This window comes from Actinomadura montaniterrae (genome assembly GCF_008923365.1).
Classification (GTDB): Bacteria; Actinomycetota; Actinomycetes; order Streptosporangiales; family Streptosporangiaceae; genus Spirillospora; species Spirillospora montaniterrae.
Genome location: NZ_WBMR01000133.1, coordinates 1 through 26,545 on the forward strand (window position 1 = coordinate 1; position 26,545 = coordinate 26,545).

Sequence of the window (26,545 nt, forward strand, 5' to 3'; positions counted from 1 at the left end):
GTCCGGCGGCGTCGCGCGCGGGCTGGGCCTGCCGTCCCTCGCGGGCCCGTTCCTTGCCGCGTTCCTGGCCACCGCCGTCGCCGCGATCGTGGCGGCCGCGTCCGGCCCGGCCGCGTCCGGCCCGGCGGCGCCCGCGACCGGCGCGCCGGAGCCGGATCACCGCGTCTCGGTGCGCGCCCTGCTCCAGGGGCCGGTGACGCGGCCCGCGCTGGTGGTGATGGCCACGGCGCAGGTCGTCATGGTCGCGGTCATGACGGCCGCGCCGGTCGCGATGCGGATGCACGGCGACGGGCTCGGCATGGTCGGGATGACGCTGTCCGCGCACACGCTGGGGATGTTCGCGCTGTCACCGGTGACGGGCCGGCTGGTCGACCGGTACGGGGCGCGCCCGGTGATGCTCGCCGGGATCGCGGCGCTCGCCGCGTCGACGGGCCTGGCGGCGGCCGGGGACGGCGCCTGGACGCACGCCGCGGCGCTGTTCGGACTCGGCTACGCGTGGAACCTGTGCTTCGTCGGCGGCAGCGGGCGGCTCGCCAGCGAGCTGCCCGAGCCCGCGCGCGCGGACGTCGAGGGCTCGGTGGACGCGGCCGTGTGGACGATCGCCGCCGCGGCCGGGCTGCTGTCCACCGTCATCATGTCCGCGGCCGGGTACGGGGTGCTCGCCGGGACGTTCTGCGGCCTGGCGGTCCTCGCGGCGGCCGTGCTCCGGCGCCCCGCGCGCGCTTAGCGGCGCGGGCTCCGGGTCAGGGGTTCGGGACGGCGGCGCGCGCCCCCTCGATACGGCCCCGGACGAGACGGGGGTGGAAGTAGCTGATCGGGACCCGGGCGCCGTCGGACACGCAGAAGATCTGGAAGCCGTTGCGGCCGTCCTCGTCGGGGACGGAGAACTCCACCGGGGAGAACACGCCCTCCTCGGCCATCAGGACGAACCAGCGCCCGAGGTCGAACTCGTCGGCGAACGCCTCCAGGCCCGTGCCGCGGCGGCCCAGCGTGTAGCGGACCTCGTAGGAGCAGCCGTCCGGCGGGAACGACATGTGCGGCGCGTCCACGTCCACCACCTCCCCGGCGCCTCATCCTAGGCGCTGGGCCGCCGGGCGAGGGGGCGGCTTGTGAGTTCGCTGACAAGCGCGCCCGCCGGGTTCGCCGCCGCCTGCATGTCCGCGCACCCCTGTGCGCTGGGACGATGCGCCGACGGCGAGGCTGGAGGTGACGGGTGGGACTGCTCGACGCGGTGCACATCGGGCTGGCGCTGGCGGCGCTGGCGATGGTCGCGGACGCGCTGCGGCTGCGGCGCCGGCTCGGCGGCCTGCGGCGGCTGCCGCCCGTCCGCGCCCTGCACGTGCTGGACGGCTACCGGCCGCTGGTCGCCGCCGGGGTCGAGGTGCCGGAGGACGTGCGGCGCGCGGCGGCGTCGCACGCCCGCGAGCGCGGGCTCGGCCTGCTCGACCTCGTACCGGCGGACCTGCCCGTTCTGCAGGCGCTGGACCTGGCCCGGCACGCGCACTTCGAGGACCCGTCGGGGTCGGGACGCGGCGCCGGGTACGCGCTGCTGGTCGCCGAGGCGGTGCCGGCCCGGCTGCGGATCGACGACGCCGACCTGGCGATGCTCGCGGCGCGGCTGCGGCCGGACGCCGCGCCCGCCGAGACCGTCGTCGCGCGGGTGGGCGGCCGCGCCCTGCCGCCGCGCCGCCGGACGGTGCGCGCCGAGCTGGCCTGGTGCGGGGTGATCGTGGCGGGCCTGCTCGCCGAGCCGTGGATGGGCGCCCTGCTGGCGCTGCTGTACTGCGCGCTCCCGTACGCGACGTTCGCGGGAACGGCGATCCGGCCGCGCGACCTGCACGTCCTGCGGCTCGTCCGGACGCCGGCCGAGCTGTGGCGGGCGGCGGCCCCGCGCCGCCGCCGGCTCCGCGCCTGACCACAGGTCGTCCGGGGGCGCGCGCGGGAGGTCAGCGGAGCAGGAGGCGCCCGTCGACGCGGGCGCGGTGCGTGCCGGGCGTGTGGCCGAACGTGCGGCGGAACGCGTCGATGAACGCGCTGGCGGACGCCCATCCGGACCGGTGCGCGACGGCCGTCACCGGAAGGCCCTCGGCGAGCAGGACCATGGCGTGGTGCAGGCGCAGCTGGGCCCGCCACTGCGGGAACGTCATGCCGAGTTCGGCGCGGAAAAGCCGGGTGAGGGTGCGCTCGCCGGCTCCTGCGCGCGCGCCGAGTTCGGCGAGCGTCCGGTCGTCGGCGGGGTCGTCGCACAGCATCCGGCACACGGCGGCGAGCCGCGGGTCCCGCGCGGAGGGGACGTAGTCGGCGTACCTGGGGGCGCGCGCGACGCGGTCGAGCAGGACGTCCCGCAGCCGCAGCCATTCGGCGCCGTCCCGCTCCTCGGCAGGGACGTCGGTACAGGCCACGACCAGCTCACGGAGCAGCGCGTCCACCCCGAGGACGGCGGGACGGGCCAGGCCGAGCGGGTCGCGCGGCGCCGGGATCCCGACGAGCCGCAGGTCGGCGCCGCCGAACGAGCGGTGCTCGTGCACCGTCCCGGCGGGGATCCACAGCGCGCGCGCCGGCGACGCGAGCCAGATACCGGCGTCGGTCGTGACCGACAGGACGCCGGAGCCCGCATAGGCGAGCTGGTGGTCGTCGTGGCGGTGCGCGTCGATCTCGCCGCCGGGCGGCAGCAGCCGCAGGCCCGTGCTCGCGCGCGGGGTGTAGCGGGTCATCAGTTCAGGGTACGCACGGGCACCGACAATGGCGGAACAGCGATACAAGATGGCCAAATATCGGAAGCGCGACACAGGTGTCGGGCGCGAGGCTGCCGGTATGAACCGCAGAGGCCCCGTCGCGCTGCTGTCGGCCGGACACGCCTGCGTCGACGTCTACCAGGGCGCCGTCCCCGCGATCGTCCCGTTCCTCGTCACCGGGCGGCACTACAGCTACGTCGCCGCGTCCGGGATCGTGCTGGCCGCCACGCTGCTGTCCTCCGTCGTCCAGCCCGCCTTCGGGATGCTGACCGACCGCTGGGCGATGCCGTGGCTCGTGCCCGCCGGGACGGGCGCCGCCGGGCTCGGCGTCGCGCTGTCCGGAGCGTCCGACGCGTACGCCCTGACCTGGGCCGCGATCGCGGTGTCCGGCCTCGGCGTGGCCGCCTACCACCCCGAGTCGGCGCGGATCGCGCGCGCCGTGACCGGCGGCGACCACGCCGGGATGAGCTGGTTCTCGCTCGGCGGCAACATCGGCTTCGCCGCCGCCCCGCTGCTGGTCACGCCCGTCCTCGCGGCGGGCGGCCTGCACGCCACGCCGTGGCTCGCGGCCCCGGCCGTCCTCGGGACCGCGCTCAGCCTCACCGCGATGCGCCGCCGCACGTCCGGCACGGCGGCGAAGAAGAGCATTTCGGGCGGGCGCGACGACTGGCCGATGTTCGTCCGGCTCTCCCTGGTCGTGCTGTGCCGCTCGGTCGTCTTCTTCGGCCTCAGCACCCTGCTCGCCGTCGTCGCGCGCCAGCGGACCGGGGACGGCGCCGACGCCGGAGCGGCGGCCCTGTTCGTCCTGTTCGCCGGCGGCGCCGTCGGCACCGTCCTCGGCGGCCGGCTCGCCGCGACCCTGGGCCGCGTGCGGACGCTCCGCGCCTCCTACCTGCTCGCCGTCCCGGCGGTCGCGGGCGTCGCGCTCGCCCCCTCCTACGCGATCTACGTGTTCGTCGCGCTGACCGCGATCGCCCTCTACACCCCGTTCTCGATCCAGGTGACGCTCGGCCAGGACTACCTGCCGCGCCGCGTCGGCACCGCCAGCGGCGTCACCCTCGGCCTCGCCGTCAGCGCCGGCGGCATCGCCAGCCCCGCCGTGGGCGCGCTCGCCGACGCCGCGTCCCCGCGCGCCGCGCTGCTCCCGCTGATCGCCGTCCCCGCCGCCGCCTGGCTCCTCGCCCGCCTCCTCCAAGAACCCGCCCCCCTCGAAACCCCCGCCCCCGCCCCCGACACCCCCCGCCCCTCACTCCACCGTTAGCTCTTCCTTAATGAGCGATCTTGAGGCGATCCAGGTCAGAGCGGGTCGCGATGCTGCGTCCAGGTCCGGGGGAGCTGCCATGGGAGCTACACGCCTACGCGAGCTTGTTCTTGCTTCCGAAGATCTCGTTCATGTGCTGGGCGCCGTCGCGGATCTCGGGCCGGAGCTGGTGACGGTAGACGGTCTGAGTGATCGTCGTGTTCTTGTGCCCGACGAGGTCACTGATGCGCTCGATCGGCACGCCGTGATCGCTCATGAGCGACACGAACGTGTGGCGCAGTTCGCGGGGGCACCACGCCTCCCCGTCGATGCCGGCCGCTTCCAGGATCTTGCGGAAGCGGAGGCGGACCTGCCCCGAGGAGTACGGCGCCCCGTTCTCGTGGCAGAAGACGAGATCGTGATCCTCGTACTCCTCGCCTGCCCTCAGGCGCTCCTCGGCCTGCCGCTTGCGCAGGCTTCGGAGAGCCTCAACCCCCATCTCGGCGATGCCGAGACCTCGTCGGCTCATGAGGGTCTTCGTCTCTTCCTGATACCTGTCGGAACGCAGTACGTAGACGGTCGCCGTATCGAGATCCACAGCGCTCCACTTGAGCTTGCGGAGTTCCTCCGTGCGGAGACCCGAGACGATCGCGAGGATGACGTACGCCCCGATCCGGTGATCGGGCTTGCTCGCCTCCGCGAGCACTGCTCTGGCCTGTTCCAGAGACAGCGATCGGGACTTGCGCCCTGGCTTGCCCATCGGCGTATCGACCAGGGTCGCCACGTTGCGGCCGACCTTGTCATGTCGCGCCGCTCGGTGGATCACGCGCTTGAGCAGTGCGTGAACGAGTCCGAGGGTGGACGAGGTGAGGTGTTCGGATCGGCCGTTGAGCCACCTCTCGACGTCGTCCGCCGTGAGGTCCTTCAAGCGGATCCGGCCGATGAACGGGATGAGCTGGTGATCCGCGAGCGACCGGTAGGTTCCACTGGTCGACGGTGACTTGCCCGTCTTGGCGAACGCGGCGAGGAAGTCGTTGACCGCGTTCGTCACGTAGTAGTGGGGATCGGGCTTCACGCCCTTCTCAAGCTCGTCCAGGGCTTCGATGAGCTTGTCTTTGACGGCCGCCTTGGTTGGCCCCTTCCTCTTGAGCCGCCTGCGCTTGCCGTCCGGCCCGAAGCCGAGCGCGACGGCTCCCGTGTAGCCGTTACCTTCCGGGTAGATCGTCCCCTCGTACTTGCCGATGAGGATCTTGGACAAGGGATCCCTCCTCGTATCGGTCGAGGTCACCACCGACCATAACTCAAGACGTCCCTAGACGTCCCTCATGTAGGGAGGTCCGTTCGCGGTCATGTGCGGGCGGACCTCCCGGCGGTTGTCAGCGGTTGGCCTCTTCGAGAGAGGTGACGAACTCGGCGAGGTGCCGGTCAGTGATGCGGCGCAGCTTGCCGATCTTGATGCTGTGGAGTTGGCCGGTGCGGATCAGGAAGTAGACCTTGTCTCGGCCGATGTTGAGGATCTCGGCCACTTGCTCGACGGTGTACGCCTGCACGGTCACCACCTCCTCTCGCCCGAGCGGTGGTCTCGGGCGCGTGCTTGGTGCGGGTCGGCGATCATCTCCTTGGTTGCGGACGGTGGTCGTCTCCGTCTCGTCTCACGGGCGTCTCTCGGCTCTTTACGTGCAGGCGCGCGCGTGAGACGAGACGTTGAGACGATCACGGAGTGTGGTCGGATGCCTTGTAGCGGCCCCGCCCGACCTGGACGGCGCGGCCGGTCTTCACCAGCTCGTTGAGGCGCCGGTAGAGGGTGGGCCGGCTCATCTGGGTGATCATGAGCAGGTGAGCGATCGGAAGCCCCTCGTCCGGCGCGCCTTCCAGAGCCTCTCTCAGGACGCTCTCGGCGCGGTCTTCCCTGGACGGCCTCAGCGGGACGGACGCCGCTGAAACGGGCTGTAGAAGCGGCGTACTGGCCTCGTCCAAGGCACGCCGTGAGACCTCGTCCAGGACGGGACGTAGAGCCTCGTGTCGCTGTGCGGCCTCGCTCACCGCATCATCGGTGAGCAGGTAGGCGCGGCCTCGTCGGGGTGTGTCGTGTTCGGGTGCGGACAGTAGGAACTTGCCGGGGGCGTTGAGGGTGTGGGCGTGCCATCCGGCGTTGAGCATCCCTTGCCCAAGGATGAGGTCGACGTCTTTGCGCTCGCGGACGCGGAAGCTCACCCGGACGTCCATCTGCGAGCGGACGGCACCCTTGCCCATGGCCTTCTGGGTGGGTCGCTGCGTGGCCGCGATGAGCGTCACGGCAACAGCACGCCCACGGCGCGCGATCGAGTCCGTGTCACTGGCCGCGTCGGGCGCGTCGTCGGCGAGTTCGGCGTACTCGTCGACGACGATGACGAGCGCGGGGAACTCGGGCGCCGGATCCCAAATGCGCCGCCCGTTCGCCGTGAGCCACTCGGCGCGCGCCTCGAGAATCGTCACGGCATCGCGCAGCATGGCGCGGGCTTGCTCGGGTGTGGTGGCGAGCCGATCGATGCAGGACGCCCACGGCTGCAACTCCATGCCGCGCTTGAGGTCGATGGCCCAGATGACCACGTCGCGACACGCGCTGAGATTGCCCATCAGGACGTTGATCCCGCCGCTCTTTCCCGAGCCGGCCACGCCCCCGATGAGCCCGTGACGTCGCAGCAGCAGAACGCGTGCGCTGGTCGCGTCCTCGAACGGCCCGAGGTCGATCGGCTCGGTAATGGACGAGACCGATGGGCCGGGCCATGGGATCGCATCGGCGTGCGGGTCGGTGTTGAGCACCCGGAGTTCGAACCGGTTGGCCTTGTCGTCGCGCGTGGGGAAGACGCGCACCGCGCCGCGGAACGTCCCGAGCGCCGATTCAATTGCGGGCACTTTCGCGGTGACGTCCTGGATGGTCTGGCCACGTGCGAGAGCGAAGCGTGCACGCCATCCCCACACGTCCACCACGGCGGACTGCGCTCGGGAGCCGGCGAGCCCGATCGACTGCGCGATCTCAGGCCATGCGGCGATCTGTCGATCGACTCGCACCTTGGCGCGCCGTCGCCGATGCACCCACCACGGCACGGCGAGCACGAACCCACCCACGGCGAGCACCTGGAGGAGCGGGGAGAACGCGATACCGAGCGCGGTCACCGCAGCAAGCCACCCACCGGCACCCATGACCACAGCCGCGCCGTACAGCCGTTCCATGCGCAGAGAGAGCCCGAACCGGTCCCCGAACACAGCCAGCACCCACGCGGCCACCGTCGCTACGGCGAGCAGGTACGGCCACCAGTGCGGACGCGCGACGTGCAGGACGAGGCCCGAGACAACGAGCGCGGTCACCAGATACAGGGGAGCGAGTTCCGACCGGTACCGCCACAGCGCCCGAGCCACCAGCACAGCGGCGACGTCCGGGGCCTGGTCGTCACGGTCAATGATGACCATCGGCTGAAGCCCATTGCGGCGCATCTTTCGCGCGTGCCGCCGCATCTGCCGCGCCCGACTCATGAACGCCCCCACGCGTCCGGCGGAAGGTGCCCTTGCGCGCGCAGTTCATCGCGCAGGTAATAGAGCGGATCGGGGTCGGCGTCGCGTGCGGCCTTGAGTGTGGCGCGCCCTGCCGCTGCCAGGTTCGCGCGGTCACGGCGGACCTTCACCAGTTCGGCCGTGAGCCGGGACAGTTCGGAGACCAGGGCGGGGGAGTCGGCGAGTGCGGAGTTGAGGCGAAGCCACAGATCGGCGATGTACGGCATGGCCTCCGACAGAGCGGAGACGATTTCACGGGCGGCGAGGTTGCGGGCACGAACCCCCTGAAGGTCGATCTTGACGTGCTGAGGGATGTCGGGCACTGGGGCATCACTCCCTTCCGGCGGGACGTCAGTTCTGAGAGAGGGACTGGACGAGCACGGTCACCAGCCGGCGGATCTCCGGCGCGGCGCTGGTGGCGGCGAGGAAGAACCCGAACAGCAGGCACACCACGACGTGCCAAGCGCGCAGGCCCATGTAGCGCCACGCGAGCCACACCACCGCGCCGAGGATGGCGACCAGCGGAATCGAGACGTTCACTCGCTCACGCCTCCGGCCACATGTCGGAGTGGCCGGGACCGCGCCCGCGCCGCAGCCAACGGGCGCGAGCGCGGCACTTGCGGCACCTGCGGTTGCCGGGGTCGACGCGTGCGCCGCACGGGCAGCGGTGGCCGGTGATGAGGCGCGGCATCCGCATGCTCATCGACCCGCCGGGACGCGCGTCGGAGCCTCGTCACACGTGCGCGTGGTGAGCAGCCGCCGCGATACCGCGCCGGCGCGGGAGGAGTCGGGACGGGACGGGTTGGAGCGGCTCCGCATCACGCGGCGCTCTTCGGCGTGAATGCCGATGACGAGCATGGCGAAGATGCCGCAGGTGGAACCGGCGAGGAACACGGCGATGATCGATGCCAGAACGAGGATCATGTGTGATCACTCCTCTCGTACGGCCCGTGTCCGGCGGGGGGGCTCGGGCGTTCAGCGGGCTACGAGAAAGAGAGTGCGCGTGACGTGCGGGACGAGATCACTACATGACTGGACGTGTTCATGACGTCCTCATAGGGTTGACCGCGTCCCAGGACGTCCCGCGATCCGGACGGGTGCATGCCGAACGAACGCCTACGCGCCACACTGCTAGAGCAGGGCCTGACCATCGCCACGCTCGCAGAGTCGATCGGCGTCGACCAAAAGACGGTGGAACGGTGGATCACCAAGGACCGCACCCCCTACCGGCGGCACCGCTACGCAGTGGCTTCACGCCTGGGCGTCGATGAGACGTTCCTGTGGCCCGACGCGCTCACCAACGAGCAAGTCACTGCGGCCTCCAGCAGCGAACTGGTCACCATCTACCCGCGCCGCACCATGGTCCCCAGGGACGCGTGGGGACGTCTGTTCGCCACCGCCAAAGAAGACATCGGCGTCCTGGTCTACTCCGGCCTCTTCCTCTCCGAAGACTCCGGCATCCAACGCACCTTCGCCGAGAAAGCCAAAGCCGGCGTCCGCGTCCGCATCCTCCTCGGCGACCCCGACAGCCCCCAGGTAGCCGAACGCGGCGCAGACGAGGGCGTAGGCGACGCCCAAGCCGCCAAAATCCGCAACGCCCTCGTCCTCTACAAGAACCTGCGCAAACAAGACGGCGTCGAGTTCCGCTACCACAACACGGTGCTCTACAACTCGATCTACCGCGCCGACGACCAGCTCTTGGTCAACACCCACGTCTACGGCATCACAGCCGCACTCGCCCCCGTCTGGCACCTCCGCCGCATAGCCGGCGGAGACCTGGTGAACACCTACCTCGACAGCTTCGAACGCGTCTGGGAAAACGCCACACCCATACCGGGGGACTGAAAATGGGCCGCAGGATCGACTACTACGACGACCCCAACGCACCCAAGGCCAACAGCCTCGTCCCAGCCGTCAACGTCGTCGTCGAGAACGACAAGGGCGAGATCCTCATGATCCGCCGCACCGACAACGACAACTGGGCCCTACCGGGCGGCGCCATCGACCTAGGCGAATCCGTCACCCAAGCCGCCATCCGCGAAACCAAAGAAGAAACCGGCATAGATGTAGAGATCACCGGCTTGGTCGGCATCTACAGTGACCCCAAGCACGTCATCCACTACACCAGCAACAACGAGGTGCGCCAAGAATTTTCGATCCTTCTTGCGGGAAAGCCGATAGCTGGACATCTTCGGCCGAGCGAGGAATCGAGCGAAGTGACTTGGATGGCATTGAATAGCATTGCAAGTCTATCAATGCACCGGTCAATGAGATCCAGAGTTGAAGATTACATCACTCATCCAGATCAACCGCTAATCAGCTAATTGGAACCTGCTCAGGTTCTTTTGAGGGTGGTGTAAAAAGTTGCGGCAAGACTTGCGCGATACATACTTCACTAAGCAGGGATTGGCTGATTTTGCAACGGCCGCCTTGGCCTCCTTTGGGCTACTCAGCGCTGTGTTTCAAATAGCGCTAGCTATTTGGCCTTCCCTGGCGCATCATGCCTGGCTCACTTTGGGCTCTCTTGCTTCAAGTTGCTTAGTTGCAGGATTGGTGCATAGATGGCCTCAATCGACGGTCGAACACTCATACACTTATCCAAATTTCGTTATCCGCATCAAACAAGGGGATATCTTAGAAGAATCAGGCAACGTCATCATCGGCTTCACTGATACTTTCGACACTGATATTTCTGACGGTGTTGTGATTGATCCACGCAGCGTACAGGGGCAATTTCAGCTAAAATATTATCCAGGTGTCGAGGCTCTTGATCTCGAACTTGAGCGAGCGCTGGGAAATACGCAAGTCATCGCAAGAGAATCTTTAACAACTAAAGCAAGAGGAAAGCTTAGCCGCTATGAGATCGGCACAGTTGCTGTGTTGAATGAGGGAGGCGCAAGGTACTATGCGCTCGCTTACGGATATATGAGAAACGATATGCGGGTCAGTTGCTCCGTTGACGCCATCTGGAGAAGCCTGTCCAGTGTCTGGGATGCCGTCAGGACTCATGGAAGGCTAGATCCGGTGGCTATTCCAGTGATTGGCTCCGAGTTAGCTCGAGTCGGATCGCTGGATCGAAGCAGCCTAATAAAAATGATCGCTTTGTCATTTGTAGCTTCATCGCGTCAGGAGGTAGTATCGCGTGAGCTTTTGATAATTATACATCCTAAAGATCGTCGGCAAATCAGAATGAATGATCTAGATCGATTTCTCCGGGCCCTCTAGTTAGGCTGCGTCACTGCGGCATGTAGAGCTTTCTGTCCAGCGCTGCCACCACGTCGTAGTAGTAGCCTGCCTCTCGAGAACGATATTCATCTATGTAATCTTCGAGCTCGCCTCTTCCCATACGGTTTTCAACTGCCTTCCAGATTTCCATCCGGACAGAATCGTGAGAGCTGTACAGATAGCTCTGGAGCTCACTCAACGGGATTGAAGAGTCGGTTGAAAGCGCATGCGCGCCGGCCGAGGCCGTTTCTTCATCGGAATCAGCTATCATTTTCCTCGCAATTTTCGCCCCTCCCAGTTTCACTGCGCTCTTCAACAGCACCTTCTTCTCTTCTCCATAGTGATTAGTTACGAGCTTCAAGAAGTGCGTGGCGTCCTCAGCAGTTCCTGTCAATGTCAGACCCTTAACGGCTTGTGGCGTCGTAAGTCTCTCTTTCCGAGCAAGTTCTCGCCGGAATCGCTCAACATCCTGATCATCCCGATCTTTAGCTGGAATGCGAGCCAGTAGATCTAGCGCCGACCTTCTGAGAAGTGTTCTCACGAAAGTTCGAAGTCTGGCGTCATACCCTGCTTCCTCGAGTTTCGTTTCATCAAGGGCACTATCACAATCAGAATCAAGGATCTCTCGAGCCTCGCTGGCCAGTGCTGAACCGTGAAGCCAGGAAAGAGCTGACCAAGCGTCTACAAAAGACCAGGGATTGGAGAGTTCGGCACGCAACTCCTCTTCCGTCTGGACAAGGGAACGCAGGCGGTGCCTGTACTCGTCCAAATCTTCATCAGCTTTATCATCATTGAATTGTGATGCTGCGGCAAGTAGGTTTAGAGCGGCCGCCTCACCCGCCACTTCGGCAACGTTGAATGCCAAGCTGATGAGCTCATTTTTTTTGCTCTTTAGGAGCCTGAGATACTCTTCTGATGTGGGGGCGCGATGTCGCGATAGAGCGGTAAAAGCATCGCGGACCAGACTGTCTGAGAGTGATCGCTGACCAAGAATGACGGCGGAGAGTTGCTCTTCGCTCATTTGTGAAAAGGAAGCCTTAAGCATCCGTTCGAAGCAAGATTCCTCACTGAGATAACGTTTGGATGCTAGGTCGCAGATACCGCTCAAATCACCTATGGCGTATTTCGCGATCGCCATGACTTTCTCGGCGACCGACGCATTGTCTATGCGATCACTTAGAGCCTTCAGTAGCGAGAAGTCTGAATCTCGAACTACTGATGACATATAATTGAAGGCGGCATTTTCCGTCTGAGGAACTCCGAGGAGATGGGCCCAGTTCTCGACAAGATCTTGCTCTGATCGCGCGACCGAGTCGCTAGCGGATGAAGAGGGGTTTGACACATTCTCGCGCGACCCCCATAGTTGGGCCGGGCGTGCTTTCATTTCCCTAAGTATGCCAAGAGAGCCGTTAGAAACAGGGATCTCTGCTTTCTGTGTGAGCATCTGTGAGACAAGCACGTCCTCGAGGTCGCTACGCGAGCCGACTCTCATGATCATCTCAAAGCCGGGGGCGAAGCTGCGGATTTCGCCATTGCGAGTAGTGTGAAAATTTTCCGCTACTGTCCAAATGATCAGTCGGTATTCAATAATAGAAATCGCATATTCCCTTCTTTTTCCATAGATCCTATTCATAGAGTGAATGGGAATCGACAGCATCTCAAATTGCACTGCCATGGAAAAAAGAAGCAGCCGGTCCGGGTCTAGGAGGCCGTCTCCAGTACTTCCAATTTTGGCTAGACTATAGAAGGAGTATAGTGTGGCGGCTAGCTGTTCTCTGGCCTCGTCTTGCTCCTCGGGTTCAGTGTCGGTCGGAAGTTGCTCGGTGGCTGTGACCTTGTCGACGGTCCCCTCGGGCGAAGGTGGTATGTCGTGGCTAGATTGGTCCACTACAACTGCCATCAGGTATTTGGTTACCTGAAGTTCAAAGTCTTTGACGGTGGAAAATTGTCGATATAGAGCGATATGTTCAGTTTCCAACTTCTTTCGAAATTCGAGGACTTTGGAGAGCGAGGGCCCTGCATCTTGGAGCATCTCATCTGGCACCTCCTTGAAGAATATGGCCACACTGGGACGCCCGCTTTCTTTGGCGCGCTTCGCCGCTTGCTCATACTCTTCTTCGAAGCCGGAGCTGAACTCGCCGGTGGGTGTACCCCATTTGCGGTTAAGTAGGCCGATAAAAATATCGCACTGCTGGACGAGCGGATTGATGGCTTCCTGTGGACGTCCAAAAGTGGGTTGAGACTGTTCCCAGCCCGTTATCATCAATCGGGTCGAATGGGATGCCAGGAAAAGAGAGTTGATGTAGTCCGCGGCGCGGCGTACAGAATCACGTTCGTCGCTGAGGTCGCCCGGTGAAGCAACAAAGACAACCAACTCACGAGGGTTCGCCACCGCGCTCGCCTTCCTCGCATCGTAAAATATCTGAACCGACTGGGAAGTTGGAGACTAGATTCCTGAAGTCGATGTTTGCAGGCTCCAGGAAGGATGTCTCGGTCAGCCCAACGCCGGACGCCCAGTCTAGTATGCTGAGCTCCTCGAGCGAGCCTCATGTTGAACCCTGTACACGGCGTCTATCAGATGAGGTTCCGCCTTTTGGATGAAGCGTGTCACCACGTGCGAGGTTCCGTAGCGGTTCCTTATTTCGGCGAGACGCTCCTCTACGGTGACGGGCGCACCGTCTGGTGTCGTCGTCATGTCGCTGGTGGTCAGCGCACGGCTGAGCACAGGATCAGCCGGTAGGAATTCCTTGGAGAAGGTATCGGCCAACCCACGCTCACGCGCTTCGATGGCGGCGCAGGAGTGGTGGGCGACCAGGCGGCACAGGTGGTCGTCGGCGCGGTGGGTGTTGCGGAGGTAGCGGGCGCCGTCCAAGGGGTGAAAGCCCGTGTTTACGAGGTCAGGGGCGTAGCCGATGTCGTGGAGCCATGCGGCGGCCTCCAGGAGGTCGGCGTTGTCGCCGAGGATGGGGGCGAGCGTGCGGGCTTGCCGGGCTACGCCTTGGGTGTGCGCCCAGCGGCGAGGAAGCGGGGTCTCCAGGTGCTTGCGCGCGAGTTCGCTCGCCCATGCTGCGGTGTTCTTCTTCATGGGTTCGACGCTACGGGGACCGGTGTGGACGTCCACGGACACGGGTGGATCATCTAGGGACGTCTTGGCTGACGTAGCGTCCCTTGCCGTGGACACAGGTCACGAGGCCGGCTTCCTCTAGAGCCGTGAGGGCGTGGCGGGCCGTGTGGCGGGATACGCCGTAGCGCTTGGCGAGCTGGGCCTCGCTCGGAAGTAGGTCGCCTGGACGGTAGTGGCCACTCTCGATGTGGCGCCGTAGGTCCGCGGCGATGCTCTCGTACCTGGTGTGAACGGCTGGCTTGGCGGTAGGGACGAATCGGCCTACGCCGGGGCGTGCGGTGATGAGGCCGTCGGTTTCGAGGGTGGACAGGGCCCGCCGCACGGTGTTGCGGGCGACGCCGAACTCGGCGCAGAGGGCGGCCTCGCCTGGGAGTTGGTCCCCTGGGGCGTAGGTGCCGTCTGTGATGCGTTGGCGTAGGACGTTAGCGATGCGGGCGTAGGTGCCCGGTGCCGTGCGGCGGGCCATGTCCGGGTCACTCGTCCCTATAGCGGGTCGTTGCCAGAGCGACCCAGGGTGTGAGCAGGACTGTCACCTTGTCAGCGGCGAGGCGGGGGCGTGTGCAGCGTGCCAGCCAAATACCGGTGCTGGACTGGTACCACCAAGCGCTATTGCCCCAGACTACGGATACGGATTCGCCGATCGTCGGGGCGTTGTCGGCGTACACGCGCAACATCGGGTGCGGGCCGTCGATGCGAAGTTCGGTCGTCCAGTCGTACCGGCCCAGGCGGCGGGCGAGCCGGGTTAGGTGCCAGCGGCCCCGCGACAGTCCGGCGTGGGTGGGCAGAGGAAGCGCGGCCGGTGCGTCCGGGGGGACACTCACCGACCGCGCCGCCTCCACCTCCCCCCACGGAACCGCGCTCCCCTTCGCGGTCCCGGTCCATGGTGAGCGCGGCGTCCGGAAGCGTCCGATCACCAGTTCACCGCACGCTTGATCTCGGCCCGTGCGGCCTCGTTGACGAGTGCCTCACGCAACGCGGCGGACGAGGACTGGATCACCGTGGGGTCGACTCCGGCGGCCGGGTCGTGCAGGCTCGCGACCCAATCCCCGAGGCTCCCGTCGCTGCGTACGCCGCGCCAGATTCGGTGACCGGTGAAGTCCCTTCGCAGGTTCGCGAGTTCCTCGTCAGCCGAGTCCGTGTTGGTGGCGGTGTGCGTGGGGGCGGCCGGGTAGGGCCGATCGGTGCGCATGGTGGCTCCTTGGCGTGCGTGGGGTCGTCCTGGCGAACGTGGCGTTCGCGGTGTGCCTCTTGAGCCTCGCGTCCGGTCCGGGACCTCTCTATCGGCATCTAGGGACGTCTTGGGACGTCTTCTGTTAGCGTCGTTGAGTGCGTCGTTCTCGCTTGCGTCCCCGGGAGGTCTGGTGAACGACTTGTTGCGGCGTGCCCTTGCTGACGCCCACCTCGCGGAAGCCGACGTTGCGGCACGGGTGGGCGTGGATCCCAAGACCGTCCATCGGTGGCTCGCCGGCCGGGTGCCCTACGCGCGGCACCGTGACCGCATCGCCGCACTGGTCGGACGAGACGAGGCCGACCTATGGCCTCAACTCGCTGCCTCCGCCGTCCGTGCCGATCCGCCGGTGATCGAGGTCCTGGCGACGTATCCGCATCGATGGGCGGTCCCTCGTCCGGTGTGGCAACAGCTCTTCCAGAACGCACGGGACGAGATCGGAATCCTGGCGTACGCGGGCCTCTTCCTCGCCGAGGACATGGGCATCCTGCGCATGCTCGCGGAGCGGGCGCGCAGCGGCGCCCGCGTGCGGATCCTGCTCGGTGATCCGGACGGAACGTGCGTTGCCGAGCGCGGAAGTGACGAGGGCGTTGGCGAGTCGATGGCGGCGAAGATCCGCAACGCCCTCGTCCACTACCGGGCTCTCGGCGAGGTGGACGGCGTAGAGATCCGGCTCCATGACACGGTGCTCTACAACTCGATCTATCGCGCCGATGATTACCTTCTGGTCAACCCGCACGCCTACGGCATCGCCGCATCTCACACGCCCGTGTTGCATCTACGGCGCGCGGAGGATGGCGACATGGCGAGCACGTATCTAGATAGCTTTGAACGCGTATGGTCAGGCGCCGCTACATTCTACTGAGCCTTGAGTGGTAGAAACTCTAGAGGCGATCTTGGGGATGGATTGCACGTTATTGCAACATGACAATCGGGCTTCTTATGGCCATGGGGCGTCTTTGAACTCGCGGTCAACCGAATCATCTAGGCCCTTGTTTAGAATGTCAACATCACCCAAATCCTCCGTTGCGTAAGCTTGCATGAGGGCTGCGCTTTCGGCTAGCGTCCTCTGTATAGTGCTGCCGGTGTCGAGGTCCCTCCATTCCTTGCCGACTTTGATCCTCATCTCGCGAGCAACGGATAGAGAAATTCTCGTGCCCTGTCTTAGTTCGGCGCGTAGCGCTTCGTTAACCCTGATATTCGTGGCCTGGTTCGGACCTGGGTTGCGATACTTATTTAGGCGAGCTGGAATATCTCGGCTCTGGCCGATATAGAAGAACCAGCGAGATCGGCGATCGTAAGCACTTGTAGTTTCAATGGGGCGTCTCCCTGTGATGCGGTATACGCCACCGCCGTCCCAGGGGAATTGCATTCGGGGGAAGGCGAGGCTGCCTTTGTGGTCCAAAATCACTTCTCCCATCAATTCCCATGAAAACCTTACGCTTACGTTGACAGTTTCATCGAGATTCATCTAGCTGTCCTTATGTTGGTGACGACGCTCTGTGATCTTTCTGTGGCGAATCCTATAGGTCCGGCGCGGGCTCCGCGTCTGAGTAATGTTGTATGGGCATTGCATCGTCCCCCGCTCTCGTCCTGTACACACAGTGCGCTGGGCGTGGCTGCGTTGGATCTGTGCACGTGAGAGCTTTGGTGAGTAGAGTGCAGGAGCGGGCAACACCGGTTCCAGCAACTGGCAGGTGTAAGCCCCAGCCACGGGATCGGTTGTGACTGGGGCTTACGTAACTACGCTGGGACGGCATCCACCGCGTTGGTGATGATCTGTTTGACCTTGCGGCGGTCGATGTTGTGCTTCTCGGCTAGATAGCGCTGCGAGACGGGGCGGCCTGGGCCGTCCAGGCTCGCGAGGTACTCGGCGAGTACCGCTTGTTCCGGGGTTTGCTCCGGTTCAGTGCTTGGTGGCTCGGGTTGTTCCACGGTGGTGCGTTCGTCGTCCCGTGCTGGTGCGGCGTGGCGCGCTGCGGTGCGAGTGAGAGTCATGAGCAGCTCGAAGGAGCCGACGAGGGCGAGCGCCGGCCATGCGCTCACGAGGGCGCCGATGACGCCGTGGGACGCGCCGTGCGCCACGTTGGCGCCTACTGTCGCCACGATGCCTACGGCGAGGCTCCACTTGGCGAGGGCGGGCGCCGGTTCCTTGCGGCGGCTCGCGTCCAGGACCACCATGGACGCCGCCCAGATGAGGCCGTCCACCGTGAACGGGACGAGGCGCGCCGTTGTGCCGGCCTCGCCGTGGGAGTGGACGAGTTCGTAGGCGTGGCGGTACGAGATGATCGCGGCCACCACGGCGACCGCGACGACTGCCAGAGCCGTTGTGATCCGGATGAGTCGATCAACCATGGGCCAGCTCCCGACGCCACTCCATGACGCACAGGTCGTCTTCGCCGTGGGTGATGACGCGCTCGGCGAGCAACATGGCTGTGATCGCCGAGTTGCGGTCGAGTGGGCGTGGCCATGTGGTGACGTGCCAGCCGTCCGGGGCTCGGGTGGCCGTGGCGATGATCTCGCCGTTGAGGTCCGTGACCATGGTGTTTTCGCTGATTCTCAGGGCCATGGTGTCTGCCCTCCTTCCTGCTGAGCGGAGGGGAGCCACGGGAGCCGCCGGCGGGAGCCAAGGTAAATCGATCTTGCTCGACCTACCTCGACTCCGCCGGACGGACCGTCGGTTTCCCTTCCTGCGTTTGCACAGGTGAGCGGCTGCCAGGGCGACTCTTCCGGACGGTGCCGGACGTGATCAGATCCAGCCCTTCGGATCGGCCCCTCAACTCTTCCTTAAAGACGGCATAAGGGGGGCGCCTTGGGGGCTTCGCGGTGCGAAGTTCGTTGCGTGGCACTGCGAATGGGCAAGCACACCGGTTCGTTCGCCCCCGGCGCACCGGGGGAGCGGACGCGCTCCGCGGCGGTCGCCCGGGCCTTCCAGGCGCTGCCGTCGGCGCACCGCGAGATCCTCACCGAGACGGTCTTCCGGGAACGCTCGGTCAACGAGGCCGCCGCCCTGCTCGGGGTGCCGGTCGACGTGGTCAAGGTCCGCGTCTACCAGGCGCTGCGCGCCCTGCACGCGACCCTGGGCGCGCCCGTCACCCGGTGACCAGGCCGCGGACGATCTCCGCGAACGACCGCACCAGCGGGCCGTCCGCGCCGTCCGCCCAGGCGAGCGCGACCCGCAGCGGCTCGACGCCGGTGAGCGGCACCCAGACCATGCCGGGCCGCGTGTAGTACCGCGCCATGCTGGACGGCGCGAAGCAGATCGCGACGCCCTCGGCGACCTGCTCGAGCATCTCCTCGACGTTGTCGTTGGTCGGCCCCCACCGCGGCTCCGACCCGTCCGGGCGCGGGTTGACCGCCCACCAGTCCACCCATTCGCGCGGCGCCCGCTCCGTCCACAGGAGGGGTTCGTCGGCGACGTCGAGGATGCCGACCGCCTCGTTCCCGGCGAGCGGATGGCCGGACGGGAGCCCGACGATCCGCGGCTCGGTGTGGACGATCTCCGAGTGCAGGCCCGTCAGGTCGGCGGGCAGCCACACGAACGCCACGTCGACGTCCCCGGACCGCAGCGCGTCCGCCTCGCCGCCCCAGTCGAACCGCTTCGGCTCGACCCGGACGCCGGGATGCGCGCGGGCGAACTCGGAGCGGGCCCGGGTCGTCAGCTCGCCGGCGCCGCTCGCCTCGAACCCGACGCGCAGCACCCCGGTCTGGCCGCGCCGGTGCCGCTCCGCCGCCGCGGTGACCCGCTCGGCCTGGCGGACCGTCCGGCGGGCCTCGGCGATGACCTCGGTACCGGCGGCGGTGGCGGTGACCCCGCCCGCGTGCCGGTCGAACAGCCGCACGCCGAGCTCGGACTCCAGCCGCCGCAGCGCGTACGACAGCGCCGGCTGGCTGACGAACAGCGCCTCGGCGGCCCGGCCGAGGTTGCCGGCGTCGGCGATCGCGACCAGGTAGCGCAGCTGACGCAGCTCCATGCCGCGATGATAAAGGCTCTTTATCGGTCATGTTGATCTCTGTCTTGGACGCCGCGGTGCCGCGCCTGCGATAAACGAGCCATGACGAACGCGACTGAGAACGGAACCGGACGGGTCTGGCTGATCACGGGGGCGACCTCGGGATTCGGGCGGGCGATCGCGGAGGCGGCGCTCGCGGCGGGCGACACCGTCGTCGCGGCGGCGCGCCGCCCGCAGGCCCTCGACGACCTCGCCGAGCGGTACCCGGGCCGCGTGAACGCGGTCGCGCTGGACGTCACCGACCACGGCCGGATCGCGGACGTGGTGGCCGACGTGCTGCTGTGGCACGGCCGGATCGACGTCCTGGTGAACAACGCCGGGCGCGGCCTGGTCGGCGCGGTGGAGGAGACCACCGACCGCGAGCTGCGCGACCTGATGGACCTGCACTTCTTCGGGCCCGCCGCGCTGACCCGGGCGGTGCTGCCGCACATGCGCCGGCAGGGGTCCGGCGCGATCGTCCAGCTGACGAGCCAGGGCGGCCGGCTGTCCTTCCCGGGCGTCGGCGGCTACTCGGCCACCAAGTTCGCGCTGGAGGGGCTGACGGAGGCGCTCGCCGGGGAGGTCGCGCCGTTCGGCGTCAAGGTGATGATCGTGGAGCCGGGCGCGTTCCGGACGTCGTTCGCGGGCGGCGGGCTGCTGATGGCCGCCGAGATGCCGGAGTACGCCGGCACCGTCGGGCAGGTGCGCAAGGGCCTGCCGGACAGCGACGGCAAGCAGCCGGGCGATCCCGCCAAGGCCGCGGCCGCGATCCTGACCGCGCTGGACGCCGAGGACACGCCGCTGCGGCTGCCGCTCGGCAGCGACGCCGCCGACGCGGTCGCCGCGAGCCTCGACGGCCTGCGCGCGGAGTTCGACGCCTGGGAGCCGCTGATCCGCAGCACCGATTTCGACGAGTAGCGAATCCGGGGCGGCCCGCACCGGGCGGGCCGCCCCGGAAATAATGTGTTGCCGAGGCGGAACCGCTGCGGCAATATGGGCGTCGAACGGAACGAGGCCGGAAGGAGAGGGAAAGATGCGCCATCACCGAATGCACCGCAGCAGCCACTCCGGCCTCGGGAGCCGCCGCAGGACGTGACCATCGCGTCCCGCCGCCGACCGCCCGAGCAGAACGGGCGGTCTTTTTGTTTTCCCCGGAACGGTCCCCGAACGTGTCCCGGAGGGTTGGCCGAGCGGAAAGGCAGCGGCTTGCTAAGCCGTCGTCAGGGGTCACCCTGCGCGAGTTCGAATCTCGCACCCTCCGCGCAGGCTGGGCAGGGATGCTGGTGCATCCGGCGGTCTCATAAGCCGCATCAGGCAGGTTCGATTCCTGCGCCCAGTACGCAGTACAAGTGAATATCGAGTCTCCGTGGCGCAGAGGAGAGCGCGCCGGGTTGCGGACCCGGAGGGCGTAGGTTCGATTCCTACCGGAGACACGGCGTCCGTGGTGTGGTGGTCTGCACGCCAGGTTGTGGTCCTGGAGGTCCTCGGTTCGATCCCGGGCGGTCGCCCTTAAGGGGAAATAGCGGTATTGGGTAGGCGGCGGCCGGCAGATATTGCCGGCCGCTTGCGCCCGCTTGTGCCGGGAATGGCCGTCGCCGGAAAAACCTTCCTCATGTACTGCTTCTCCGTGCGGGCGTTCCGGTCGCGGCTGCTCTCCCTCGGCCTGCCGGCGCTCCTCGTGCTCGGCCCGGTGCCCGCACCCGCCGCCGGCGGCGCGGCGCGCCCGGCCGCCGCCCCTTATCTCGATCCGGGGCTGCCCGTCGCGGCCCGCGTCGACGACCTGCTGTCCCGGATGACCCTGGACGACAAGCTCGGGCAGATGACGCAGCCGGAGCGCCGGTACATCACCCCGGCCGAGGTCGGGACGTACCGGATCGGGTCGGTCATGTCGGCCGGCGGTTCGGCGCCCTCTCCGAACACGGCGGAGAGCTGGGCCGACATGGTCGACGGGTACCAGAAGGGCGCGCTGTCCGCGCCGCTGCGCATCCCGATGGTGTACGGGGTGGACGCGGTACACGGGCACAACAACGTGGTCGGCGCGACGATCTTCCCGCACGACATCGGGCTCGGTGCCGCCCGCGACCCGGCGCTCGTCCGCGACATCGGGGCGGCGACCGCCGAGGAGATGGCGGCGACCGGCGCGGACTGGGACTTCGCGCCCTGCCTGTGCGTCGCCCGCGACGACCGCTGGGGCCGGACGTACGAGTCGTTCGGCGAGGTCCCGGAGCTGCCGTCCGCCATGGCCTCGCTCATCGACGGGCTGCAGGGCGCGGAGCCGGGCGGGCCGGCGTCCGTCCTCGCCACGGCGAAGCACTTCGTCGGCGACGGCGGCACCGAGGGCGGCCGGGACCGCGGCGACGCGAAGATCCCGGAGGAGGAGCTGCGGGCCGTGCACCTGCCGCCGTTCCGGGAGGCGGTGCGGCGCGGGGTCGCGTCGGTGATGGTGTCGTACAGCTCGTGGAACGGCGTGAAGATGCACGCGAACCGGTACCTGATCACGGACGTGCTGAAGGGCGAGCTCGGCTTCAAGGGGATCGTCGTGTCCGACTACCAGGGCGTCGACCGGATCGACGGCGAGGCGGGGTTCACCAGGGACGAGATCGCGAAGGCCGTCAACGCCGGGATCGACATGGTCATGGTGCCGCGGAAGTGGAAGGACTTCATCGCCGGCCTGCGCGCCGAGGTGAAGGACGGGACGGTCCCGATGGCGCGGATCGACGACGCGAACCGCCGCATCCTGACCGAGAAGATCCGGTTCGGGCTGTTCGAGCGTCCGATGGCCGACCGGAGTCGCCTGACGGCGGTCGGGAGCGCCGCGCACCGGGCGCTGGCCCGCCGGGCCGTCGCGGCGTCGCAGGTGCTGCTGAAGAACGACGGCGTCCTGCCGCTGCGCCGCGACGCGAAGATCTTCGTGGCGGGACGCAACGCCGACGACATCGGCATGCAGTCCGGCGGCTGGACGGTGACCTGGCAGGGCTCGCCCGGCAGGACGACACCCGGCACCACCATCCTGCAGGGCATCAAGCAGGTCGCGGGCGAGCAGGCGAAGATCGACTACAACCGGGACGGCGAGGGGATCGACGAGACCTACGACGCGGCGGTCGCCGTCGTCGGCGAGAAGCCGTACGCCGAGTACCACGGCGACCGGCCCGGCGGCCTGGCCCTCGACGACGAGGACGTGCGGACGATCGAGCGGCTGCGCGCCTCGGGCGTTCCGGTCGCGGTCGTCCTCGTCTCCGGGCGCCCGCTGGACGTCGCGTCCCGGCTCGGCGGCTGGAACGCGCTCGTCGCGTCGTGGCTGCCGGGGACGGAGGGGGCGGGCGTCGCCGACGTCCTGTTCGGCGCCGTGCGGCCGTCCGGCCGGCTGCCGGTGACCTGGCCGCGCGGCGAGGGAGAGGAACCGGTCAACCGCGGCGACGGCAAGGAGCCGCTCTTCCCGTTCGGGTACGGACTCACGTACGGCGGCTGAGGACCGCGCCGCCGGTCCGGGGTATCGTGGGCGCCGTCCGGCCCACTTATGCAGGTACCTTCCATAAGTCAGGGGTGCCGTGTCCGAACGCTCGCTGCACGGGGGCGACCTCTCGGTGCTGCGCCGCCTGAACTCCGCCGCCACCCTGCGCGAGCTGCGCGACGGCGGCGAGTCGACGCTGTCGGGGCTGGCCCGCCGGGTCGGGCTGTCGCGCCCCACCACCGAGGGCGTGCTCGGCGACCTGATCGGCCGCGGCCTGGTCGCCGAGGTCGCGCCGCGGCCGGGCAGCGGCCTCGGCCGGCCCGCGCGCCGCTACCGGTTCCGCGCCGAGGCCGGCCACGCGCTCGGCGCCGACATCGACGCCCACCACGTGCGGCTGCTCGTCACGGACCTGTCCGGCGAGGTCGTCGGCGGCCACCGCGCCGGCCTCGACACCCACGCCCGGCCGGACGCCCGCATCGCCGCCGTCCGCGCCGCCGTCAAGGCGTGCCTGGCCGAGGCCGGGATCGACCGGCGGTCGCTGCGGGCCGTCGCCGCCGGCACCCCCGGCGTGGTCGGTCCCGACGGCACCGTCACCCGCTGCGCCGCCGTGCCCGGCTGGGAGGGCGTCGAGCTCGGCCGGGAGCTCGGCCGCTCGTTCGCCTGCCCCGTCCTGGTGGAGAACGACGCCAACCTCGCCGCGCTGGCCGAGCGGTGGCGCGGCGCCGCCCGCGCGGCCGACGACGTCGTCTGCGTGCACGCCGGGCTGCACACCGGCGCCGGCGCGCTGATCGGCGGGCGCCTGCACCGCGGCCGGTGGGGCGCCGCCGGCGAGATCGGGATGCTGCCGGAGCTGGGCCTGCGCTACACCACCGCCGTGCTGGTCACGGGCGCCGAGCCCGGGCCAGAGCCAGGGCCCGGGGCGGTCGGCGCCGCGCTCGCCGGCCTCGCCTCCGCCGGTCCCGCGCTGGAGGACGCCGAACGGGTGCTCGCCGCGGCCGGCCGGTGCGACCCGGACGCGCTGCGGGCCGTCGACCGGCTCGCCGCGCGGATGTCCCGCGGCGTCGCCGCGATGGCCCTCGCGCTGGACCCCGAGATGATCGTCGTCGGCGGCCCGCTGGTCGGCGCGGGCGCGCCGCTGGTCGAGGCGCTGCGCCGGCACGTCCTGCCGCTGTGCCTGAGCCCCGTGCGCATCGAGGCGTCCCGGCTGGGCGACGAGGCGATCGGGCTCGGCGCCGTCCGGCTGGCCCTCGACCGCATCGACGAGGACCTCTTCCGCGTCGACCGGGCGCCCGGCGACGCCGGACCGTCCGGCGGCGCGGAACCGCTCCGTGACGCCGAACCGTCCGCCGGCGCGGAGCCGTCCGGTGGCGCGGAACCGCCCGCCGCTACGGAGCCAGCGGGGCGCTGAACGACCAGCCGCGCGCGAGCAGCGCGCCGGCGGCCTCGACCGCCGCGGCGAGCCGCTCCTCGTGCGGGCCGGTCACCACGATGTGCGGGAGGTCCCGCTTCTCCAGCTCCTCCCGGAAGCGGCCCGACATCCACGCCCGGATCGACTCGCCGTCCCGCCAGCCGTCCTGCTCGAACGGCACGCCGTCGGGCGAGGTCAGGATCCACAGGTGGTGCGGCACCCGCGCGTGGACGGCCTCGACGTCCGGCGCGGGCGCGCCGAGGTACCGCTCGTGCCAGAGCGCGGTCGCGAACGCGTCGGTGTCGCAGACCAGCAGCGGCGAACCGGTGCGGGCGGCGGCGTCCTCCAGCGCGGCGTGCCGTTCGGCGATCGCGGTGAACTCGGCGGACTCCCAGGCCAGATCGTCCAGCCACAGCGACGGGTCGGACGGGGCGCGGCGCGCGGCGGCGAGCTTCTCCTCGGTGAAGGTGCGCCCGTACTCCGGCACCCACCGCGTCGCCGCCCACACCCCGCCGCGTCCGGCGTAGTGCGCGGCGAGCGCGCGCGCCAGCGTCGTCGTGCCCGTCGACTCGGCGCCGACGACCACGACGCGGCGCGCCAGGTACGCGCGGACGGGCGGCGACAGCCACTCCCACGCCGCCACCGGGTCCGCGCGGACGGCGGTGCCGCTGACCGGGAACCGCTCGCGCGGCGGGTCCACCGGCACGTGGACGGCGGAGAACCGCGCCGCCAGCTCGGCGCCGTACGGCTCGGAGCTGAACACCGCGTCCACCGGCGGGACGGCCACGCCGAGCCCCGACCGCAGCGCCAGCCCGGCCCGGAACGCCGCGACGTGCGCCGACCAGATCTCGTCCGACCCGTAGTCGATCTCCGCGTCGTCCACCACCGGGACGATCTCCACGTGCGGCTGCGGGTGCGCCTCCCGCAGCCACGCGGTGCGCAGCGCGAGCGGGACGCTCTCCACGGTCGACGCGGCGACGACCACCGTCACCCGCGCGCACGCCGCGGCGGCCGTGTCGATCAGGTGGTGGTGCCCCGCGTGCGGCGGATAGAACTTGCCGATGACGAGCCCGTGCTCGCGGGTCATGTCGGCACCGGGGCCGCCTCCCGCCGCCGCAGGTCGCGGCGCCAGGCGACCAGGCCCGCGACGCACAGCGCGAGGAACAGCACGTAGAGGGCGCCGGTCAGCTTCAGCTCCTTGTAGAAGTACAGCGGGATGTAGATCAGGTCGGCGGTGATCCACAGCCACCACGACTCCAGCAGCTTGCGGGACTGCCCGTAGGTCGCGACGAGCGACAGCGCGGTGGTCAGCGCGTCCCAGAACGGGACGGTGGAGTCCGTCCAGGCCGACAGCATCCAGGTCAGCAGCGCCGTCCCGGCCGCTCCGGCGGCGGCGAGCGCGAACCACTCGGTGCGGGCGGTGCGCCGGACGGGCAGCTCGTCGCGCCCGTCGCCCGCGTAGAGCCAAACCCACCAGCCGTACATCTGAAGCACGACGTAGACGACCTGGAGCCCGGCGTCGGCGTAGAGGCCGCCGTCCAGGAACACCAGCCCGAGCAGGACGACGTTGGCGATCCCGATCGGCCAGTTGAGGATGTTCTGCCGGACGACGAGCCAGACGTTCACCGCGCCGGTGGCGAAGCCGAGCAGCTCCGCCCACGTGGTGGGCACCGACCCGAGGTGGAACGCCGGATCCAGCAGGGGACCCAGCGGAACGTTGACCGCCATGCCGGCAATGATCACATGTCGTCAGAAAGACGACAAGTGGCGCGCGGCCCCGGTGACCTCCGCGATCACCGGGGCCGCGCGCTCACGCTCGCGGTCAGGCCGCGCTCACGCCACGATCAGCAGCGGGTTCTGCAGCAGCTCGGCCAGCCGGGCGAGGAACTTCGCGGCCGTCGCGCCGTCGCAGGCGCGGTGGTCGACCGAGAGCGTCACCGCCATCCGCTTGCCCGGGACGACCTGCCCGTCGCGCACCACCGGCTCGTCGCGCACGGCGCCGACCGCGAGGATCGCCGCCTCCGGCGGGTTGATCACCGCGGAGAACGAGTCGACGCCGAACATGCCGAGGTTGCTGACGCTGAACGTGCCGCCGCTCATCTCCTGCACGGACAGCTTCCCGTCGCGCGCCTTCCCGGCCAGCTCGCGGGTCTCCGCGCCGATCTGCGAGACGCTCTTGCGGTCGGCGTCCTTCACGACCGGGACGACCAGCCCGTCCGGGACCGCGACGGCGACGCCGACGTGCACCCGCTTGTGGAAGAGCAGGTTCTCCTCGGTGTAGGAGACGTTGACCTCCGGGTGCTCGCGCAGCGCGGTGGCCACCGCCTTCACGACCAGGTCGTTCACGCTGACCTTCGCCGGGGCGAGCGCCTCGTTGAGGGTGGCGCGGAACGCCAGCAGCGCCTCGGCGTCCACCTCCCGGTTGAGGTAGAAGTGCGGCGCGTTCTGCTTGCTCTCGGTGAGCCGCCGCGCCGCGACCTTGCGGAAGCGGTTGAGCGGGACGGCCTCGACGTCCCGGTCCTCGGCGGCCGGCCTGGCGGCGGCGGGCTTGGCGGCGGGCGCCTGCGGGGCGGCGGCCGGCGCTGCGACCGGGGCCTGGGCCGGGGCGGCG

Annotated in this window: 30 protein-coding genes and 4 tRNA genes; 15 read left to right on the top strand and 19 right to left on the bottom strand. The window is 68.4% G+C overall.

Features of this window, described 5'->3' with window-relative positions; translation table 11 throughout:
• Positions 1–727: MFS transporter (locus F9B16_RS33295; protein WP_151544189.1), on the top strand; the 727-nt coding region annotated here is incomplete at its 5' end.
• A gap of 16 nt (positions 728–743) precedes the next feature.
• On the opposite strand, the gene F9B16_RS33300 is transcribed toward F9B16_RS33295, so the two are convergent.
• Positions 744–1,049, bottom strand: a complete 306-nt coding sequence (locus F9B16_RS33300) for a hypothetical protein (protein ID WP_151544190.1) — start codon at positions 1,047–1,049, stop codon at positions 744–746.
• Between the two features lie 164 nt (positions 1,050–1,213).
• Here F9B16_RS33300 and F9B16_RS33305 point away from each other — a divergent pair, with 164 nt between their 5' ends.
• A complete protein-coding gene (locus tag F9B16_RS33305; protein ID WP_151544191.1) occupies positions 1,214–1,915 on the top strand; it encodes a hypothetical protein in 702 nt (233 codons plus the stop codon).
• A gap of 31 nt (positions 1,916–1,946) precedes the next feature.
• On the opposite strand, the gene F9B16_RS33310 is transcribed toward F9B16_RS33305, so the two are convergent.
• Positions 1,947–2,714, bottom strand: a complete 768-nt coding sequence (locus F9B16_RS33310) for an AraC family transcriptional regulator (RefSeq protein ID WP_151544192.1) — start codon at positions 2,712–2,714, stop codon at positions 1,947–1,949.
• A gap of 100 nt (positions 2,715–2,814) precedes the next feature.
• On the opposite strand from F9B16_RS33310, the gene F9B16_RS33315 reads away from it, so the two are divergent.
• Positions 2,815–3,996, top strand: coding sequence for an MFS transporter (locus F9B16_RS33315; protein WP_151544193.1), 1,182 nt, complete (start codon positions 2,815–2,817; stop codon positions 3,994–3,996).
• A 94-nt stretch (positions 3,997–4,090) separates the two neighbouring features.
• Here the strand turns inward: F9B16_RS33315 and F9B16_RS33320 are convergent, their stop codons facing one another.
• From F9B16_RS33320 to F9B16_RS33345, 6 genes are all read right to left on the bottom strand, one after another.
• Complete coding sequence (locus F9B16_RS33320) at positions 4,091–5,233, bottom strand: site-specific integrase (RefSeq protein WP_192809114.1); 1,143 nt, start codon at positions 5,231–5,233, stop codon at positions 4,091–4,093.
• A gap of 118 nt (positions 5,234–5,351) precedes the next feature.
• Positions 5,352–5,531, bottom strand: a complete 180-nt coding sequence (locus F9B16_RS33325; RefSeq protein ID WP_151544195.1) for a helix-turn-helix domain-containing protein — start codon at positions 5,529–5,531, stop codon at positions 5,352–5,354.
• Between the two features lie 157 nt (positions 5,532–5,688).
• Complete coding sequence (locus F9B16_RS33330; protein WP_225992168.1) at positions 5,689–7,425, bottom strand: FtsK/SpoIIIE domain-containing protein; 1,737 nt, start codon at positions 7,423–7,425, stop codon at positions 5,689–5,691.
• A gap of 59 nt (positions 7,426–7,484) precedes the next feature.
• On the bottom strand, positions 7,485–7,829 hold the full coding sequence (locus F9B16_RS33335) for a hypothetical protein (protein WP_151544197.1): 345 nt from the start codon (positions 7,827–7,829) through the stop codon (positions 7,485–7,487).
• 28 nt (positions 7,830–7,857) lie between these two features.
• Positions 7,858–8,046, bottom strand: coding sequence for a hypothetical protein (locus F9B16_RS33340; RefSeq protein WP_151544198.1), 189 nt, complete (start codon positions 8,044–8,046; stop codon positions 7,858–7,860).
• A gap of 159 nt (positions 8,047–8,205) precedes the next feature.
• Entirely contained in the window at positions 8,206–8,430 is a 225-nt protein-coding gene (locus F9B16_RS33345; protein ID WP_151544199.1) for a hypothetical protein, read from the bottom strand.
• A 177-nt stretch (positions 8,431–8,607) separates the two neighbouring features.
• Here F9B16_RS33345 and F9B16_RS33350 point away from each other — a divergent pair, with 177 nt between their 5' ends.
• Genes F9B16_RS33350 through F9B16_RS33360 form a run of 3 tightly spaced genes read left to right on the top strand, consistent with a single transcriptional unit; the run spans position 8,608 to position 10,731 of the window.
• Entirely contained in the window at positions 8,608–9,351 is a 744-nt protein-coding gene (locus F9B16_RS33350; RefSeq protein ID WP_151544200.1) for a helix-turn-helix domain-containing protein, read from the top strand.
• A gap of 2 nt (positions 9,352–9,353) precedes the next feature.
• The gene (locus F9B16_RS33355; RefSeq protein ID WP_151544201.1) at positions 9,354–9,830 is read left to right on the top strand and encodes an NUDIX hydrolase; all 477 of its coding nucleotides are present in this window, start codon (positions 9,354–9,356) and stop codon (positions 9,828–9,830) included.
• A gap of 52 nt (positions 9,831–9,882) precedes the next feature.
• Positions 9,883–10,731: a macro domain-containing protein gene (locus F9B16_RS33360; protein ID WP_151544202.1), complete on the top strand. Its 849-nt coding sequence runs from the start codon at positions 9,883–9,885 to the stop codon at positions 10,729–10,731.
• 10 nt (positions 10,732–10,741) lie between these two features.
• Here the strand turns inward: F9B16_RS33360 and F9B16_RS33365 are convergent, their stop codons facing one another.
• The 4 genes from F9B16_RS33365 to F9B16_RS33380 all read right to left on the bottom strand — a co-directional run bounded on the left by F9B16_RS33365 (position 10,742) and on the right by F9B16_RS33380 (position 15,044).
• Positions 10,742–13,123, bottom strand: a complete 2,382-nt coding sequence (locus tag F9B16_RS33365) for a DUF4062 domain-containing protein (RefSeq protein ID WP_192809115.1) — start codon at positions 13,121–13,123, stop codon at positions 10,742–10,744.
• A gap of 126 nt (positions 13,124–13,249) precedes the next feature.
• Positions 13,250–13,816 (bottom strand): HD domain-containing protein, encoded by a 567-nt coding sequence (locus F9B16_RS33370; protein WP_151544204.1) that lies wholly within the window; start codon positions 13,814–13,816, stop codon positions 13,250–13,252.
• A 49-nt stretch (positions 13,817–13,865) separates the two neighbouring features.
• On the bottom strand, positions 13,866–14,321 hold the full coding sequence (locus F9B16_RS33375) for a GntR family transcriptional regulator (protein ID WP_151544205.1): 456 nt from the start codon (positions 14,319–14,321) through the stop codon (positions 13,866–13,868).
• A 444-nt stretch (positions 14,322–14,765) separates the two neighbouring features.
• Complete coding sequence (locus tag F9B16_RS33380) at positions 14,766–15,044, bottom strand: hypothetical protein (RefSeq protein WP_151544206.1); 279 nt, start codon at positions 15,042–15,044, stop codon at positions 14,766–14,768.
• Positions 15,045–15,216: 172 nt separating this feature from the next.
• On the opposite strand from F9B16_RS33380, the gene F9B16_RS33385 reads away from it, so the two are divergent.
• Entirely contained in the window at positions 15,217–15,948 is a 732-nt protein-coding gene (locus F9B16_RS33385; RefSeq protein ID WP_151544207.1) for an XRE family transcriptional regulator, read from the top strand.
• 75 nt (positions 15,949–16,023) lie between these two features.
• On the opposite strand, the gene F9B16_RS33390 is transcribed toward F9B16_RS33385, so the two are convergent.
• The 3 genes from F9B16_RS33390 to F9B16_RS33400 form a co-directional block, all read right to left on the bottom strand.
• On the bottom strand, positions 16,024–16,554 hold the full coding sequence (locus tag F9B16_RS33390) for a GIY-YIG nuclease family protein (protein ID WP_151544208.1): 531 nt from the start codon (positions 16,552–16,554) through the stop codon (positions 16,024–16,026).
• A 272-nt stretch (positions 16,555–16,826) separates the two neighbouring features.
• A complete protein-coding gene (locus F9B16_RS33395; RefSeq protein ID WP_151544209.1) occupies positions 16,827–17,438 on the bottom strand; it encodes a DUF2637 domain-containing protein in 612 nt (203 codons plus the stop codon).
• Complete coding sequence (locus F9B16_RS33400) at positions 17,431–17,652, bottom strand: hypothetical protein (RefSeq protein WP_151544210.1); 222 nt, start codon at positions 17,650–17,652, stop codon at positions 17,431–17,433. Before F9B16_RS33400 ends, F9B16_RS33395 begins: the two co-directional genes overlap by 8 nt.
• 273 nt (positions 17,653–17,925) lie before the next feature.
• Between F9B16_RS33400 and F9B16_RS33405 the strand changes: the two genes are divergently transcribed.
• Positions 17,926–18,186 carry a sigma factor-like helix-turn-helix DNA-binding protein gene (locus F9B16_RS33405; RefSeq protein ID WP_225992169.1) on the top strand — a complete coding sequence of 87 codons (261 nt, stop codon included), beginning with the start codon at positions 17,926–17,928 and terminating at the stop codon, positions 18,184–18,186.
• On the opposite strand, the gene F9B16_RS33410 is transcribed toward F9B16_RS33405, so the two are convergent.
• A complete protein-coding gene (locus F9B16_RS33410; RefSeq protein WP_151544211.1) occupies positions 18,176–19,057 on the bottom strand; it encodes a LysR family transcriptional regulator in 882 nt (293 codons plus the stop codon). The genes F9B16_RS33405 and F9B16_RS33410 overlap by 11 nt on opposite strands.
• A gap of 81 nt (positions 19,058–19,138) precedes the next feature.
• Here F9B16_RS33410 and F9B16_RS33415 point away from each other — a divergent pair, with 81 nt between their 5' ends.
• The 7 genes from F9B16_RS33415 to F9B16_RS33445 all read left to right on the top strand — a co-directional run bounded on the left by F9B16_RS33415 (position 19,139) and on the right by F9B16_RS33445 (position 23,934).
• Complete coding sequence (locus F9B16_RS33415; protein ID WP_151544212.1) at positions 19,139–19,993, top strand: oxidoreductase; 855 nt, start codon at positions 19,139–19,141, stop codon at positions 19,991–19,993.
• 258 nt (positions 19,994–20,251) lie between these two features.
• Positions 20,252–20,336: transfer RNA gene (locus tag F9B16_RS33420), tRNA-Ser, on the top strand.
• Positions 20,337–20,341: 5 nt separating this feature from the next.
• Positions 20,342–20,414, top strand: a tRNA-Met gene (locus F9B16_RS33425).
• Positions 20,415–20,435: 21 nt separating this feature from the next.
• Positions 20,436–20,508 (top strand) — tRNA-Arg (locus F9B16_RS33430).
• A gap of 1 nt (position 20,509) precedes the next feature.
• Positions 20,510–20,584 (top strand) — tRNA-His (locus F9B16_RS33435).
• A gap of 55 nt (positions 20,585–20,639) precedes the next feature.
• Entirely contained in the window at positions 20,640–22,544 is a 1,905-nt protein-coding gene (locus F9B16_RS33440) for a glycoside hydrolase family 3 protein (protein WP_225992170.1), read from the top strand.
• A 79-nt stretch (positions 22,545–22,623) separates the two neighbouring features.
• A complete protein-coding gene (locus F9B16_RS33445) occupies positions 22,624–23,934 on the top strand; it encodes an ROK family transcriptional regulator (protein ID WP_225992171.1) in 1,311 nt (436 codons plus the stop codon).
• Here F9B16_RS33445 and F9B16_RS33450 read toward each other — a convergent pair.
• From F9B16_RS33450 to F9B16_RS33460, 3 genes are all read right to left on the bottom strand, one after another.
• Positions 23,912–25,021: an AAA family ATPase gene (locus tag F9B16_RS33450; protein ID WP_151544213.1), complete on the bottom strand. Its 1,110-nt coding sequence runs from the start codon at positions 25,019–25,021 to the stop codon at positions 23,912–23,914. The genes F9B16_RS33445 and F9B16_RS33450 overlap by 23 nt on opposite strands.
• Positions 25,018–25,662 carry a nicotinamide riboside transporter PnuC gene (pnuC, locus tag F9B16_RS33455; RefSeq protein ID WP_151544214.1) on the bottom strand — a complete coding sequence of 215 codons (645 nt, stop codon included), beginning with the start codon at positions 25,660–25,662 and terminating at the stop codon, positions 25,018–25,020. Before pnuC ends, F9B16_RS33450 begins: the two co-directional genes overlap by 4 nt.
• A gap of 105 nt (positions 25,663–25,767) precedes the next feature.
• Positions 25,768–26,545 (bottom strand): 2-oxo acid dehydrogenase subunit E2 (locus F9B16_RS33460; RefSeq protein WP_192809116.1); only part of this gene is annotated, 778 nt, incomplete at its 5' end.

Bases quoted from the DNA above. Each gene is read 5' to 3' on its own strand.
- F9B16_RS33370 (WP_151544204.1), bottom strand. From the start codon at position 13,816: ATGAAGAAGAACACCGCAGCATGGGCGAGCGAACTCGCGCGCAAGCAC.
- F9B16_RS33330 (WP_225992168.1), bottom strand. From the start codon at position 7,425: ATGGTCATCATTGACCGTGACGACCAGGCCCCGGACGTCGCCGCTGTG.
- F9B16_RS33450 (WP_151544213.1), bottom strand. From the start codon at position 25,021: ATGACCCGCGAGCACGGGCTCGTCATCGGCAAGTTCTATCCGCCGCAC.
- F9B16_RS33380 (WP_151544206.1), bottom strand. From the start codon at position 15,044: ATGCGCACCGATCGGCCCTACCCGGCCGCCCCCACGCACACCGCCACC.
- F9B16_RS33345 (WP_151544199.1), bottom strand. From the start codon at position 8,430: ATGATCCTCGTTCTGGCATCGATCATCGCCGTGTTCCTCGCCGGTTCC.
- F9B16_RS33310 (WP_151544192.1), bottom strand. From the start codon at position 2,714: ATGACCCGCTACACCCCGCGCGCGAGCACGGGCCTGCGGCTGCTGCCG.
- F9B16_RS33410 (WP_151544211.1), bottom strand. From the start codon at position 19,057: ATGGAGCTGCGTCAGCTGCGCTACCTGGTCGCGATCGCCGACGCCGGC.
- F9B16_RS33375 (WP_151544205.1), bottom strand. From the start codon at position 14,321: ATGGCCCGCCGCACGGCACCGGGCACCTACGCCCGCATCGCTAACGTC.
- F9B16_RS33315 (WP_151544193.1), top strand. From the start codon at position 2,815: ATGAACCGCAGAGGCCCCGTCGCGCTGCTGTCGGCCGGACACGCCTGC.
- F9B16_RS33400 (WP_151544210.1), bottom strand. From the start codon at position 17,652: ATGGCCCTGAGAATCAGCGAAAACACCATGGTCACGGACCTCAACGGC.
- F9B16_RS33415 (WP_151544212.1), top strand. From the start codon at position 19,139: ATGACGAACGCGACTGAGAACGGAACCGGACGGGTCTGGCTGATCACG.
- F9B16_RS33395 (WP_151544209.1), bottom strand. From the start codon at position 17,438: ATGGTTGATCGACTCATCCGGATCACAACGGCTCTGGCAGTCGTCGCG.
- F9B16_RS33355 (WP_151544201.1), top strand. From the start codon at position 9,354: ATGGGCCGCAGGATCGACTACTACGACGACCCCAACGCACCCAAGGCC.
- F9B16_RS33350 (WP_151544200.1), top strand. From the start codon at position 8,608: ATGCCGAACGAACGCCTACGCGCCACACTGCTAGAGCAGGGCCTGACC.
- F9B16_RS33390 (WP_151544208.1), bottom strand. From the start codon at position 16,554: ATGAATCTCGATGAAACTGTCAACGTAAGCGTAAGGTTTTCATGGGAA.
- pnuC (WP_151544214.1), bottom strand. From the start codon at position 25,662: ATGGCGGTCAACGTTCCGCTGGGTCCCCTGCTGGATCCGGCGTTCCAC.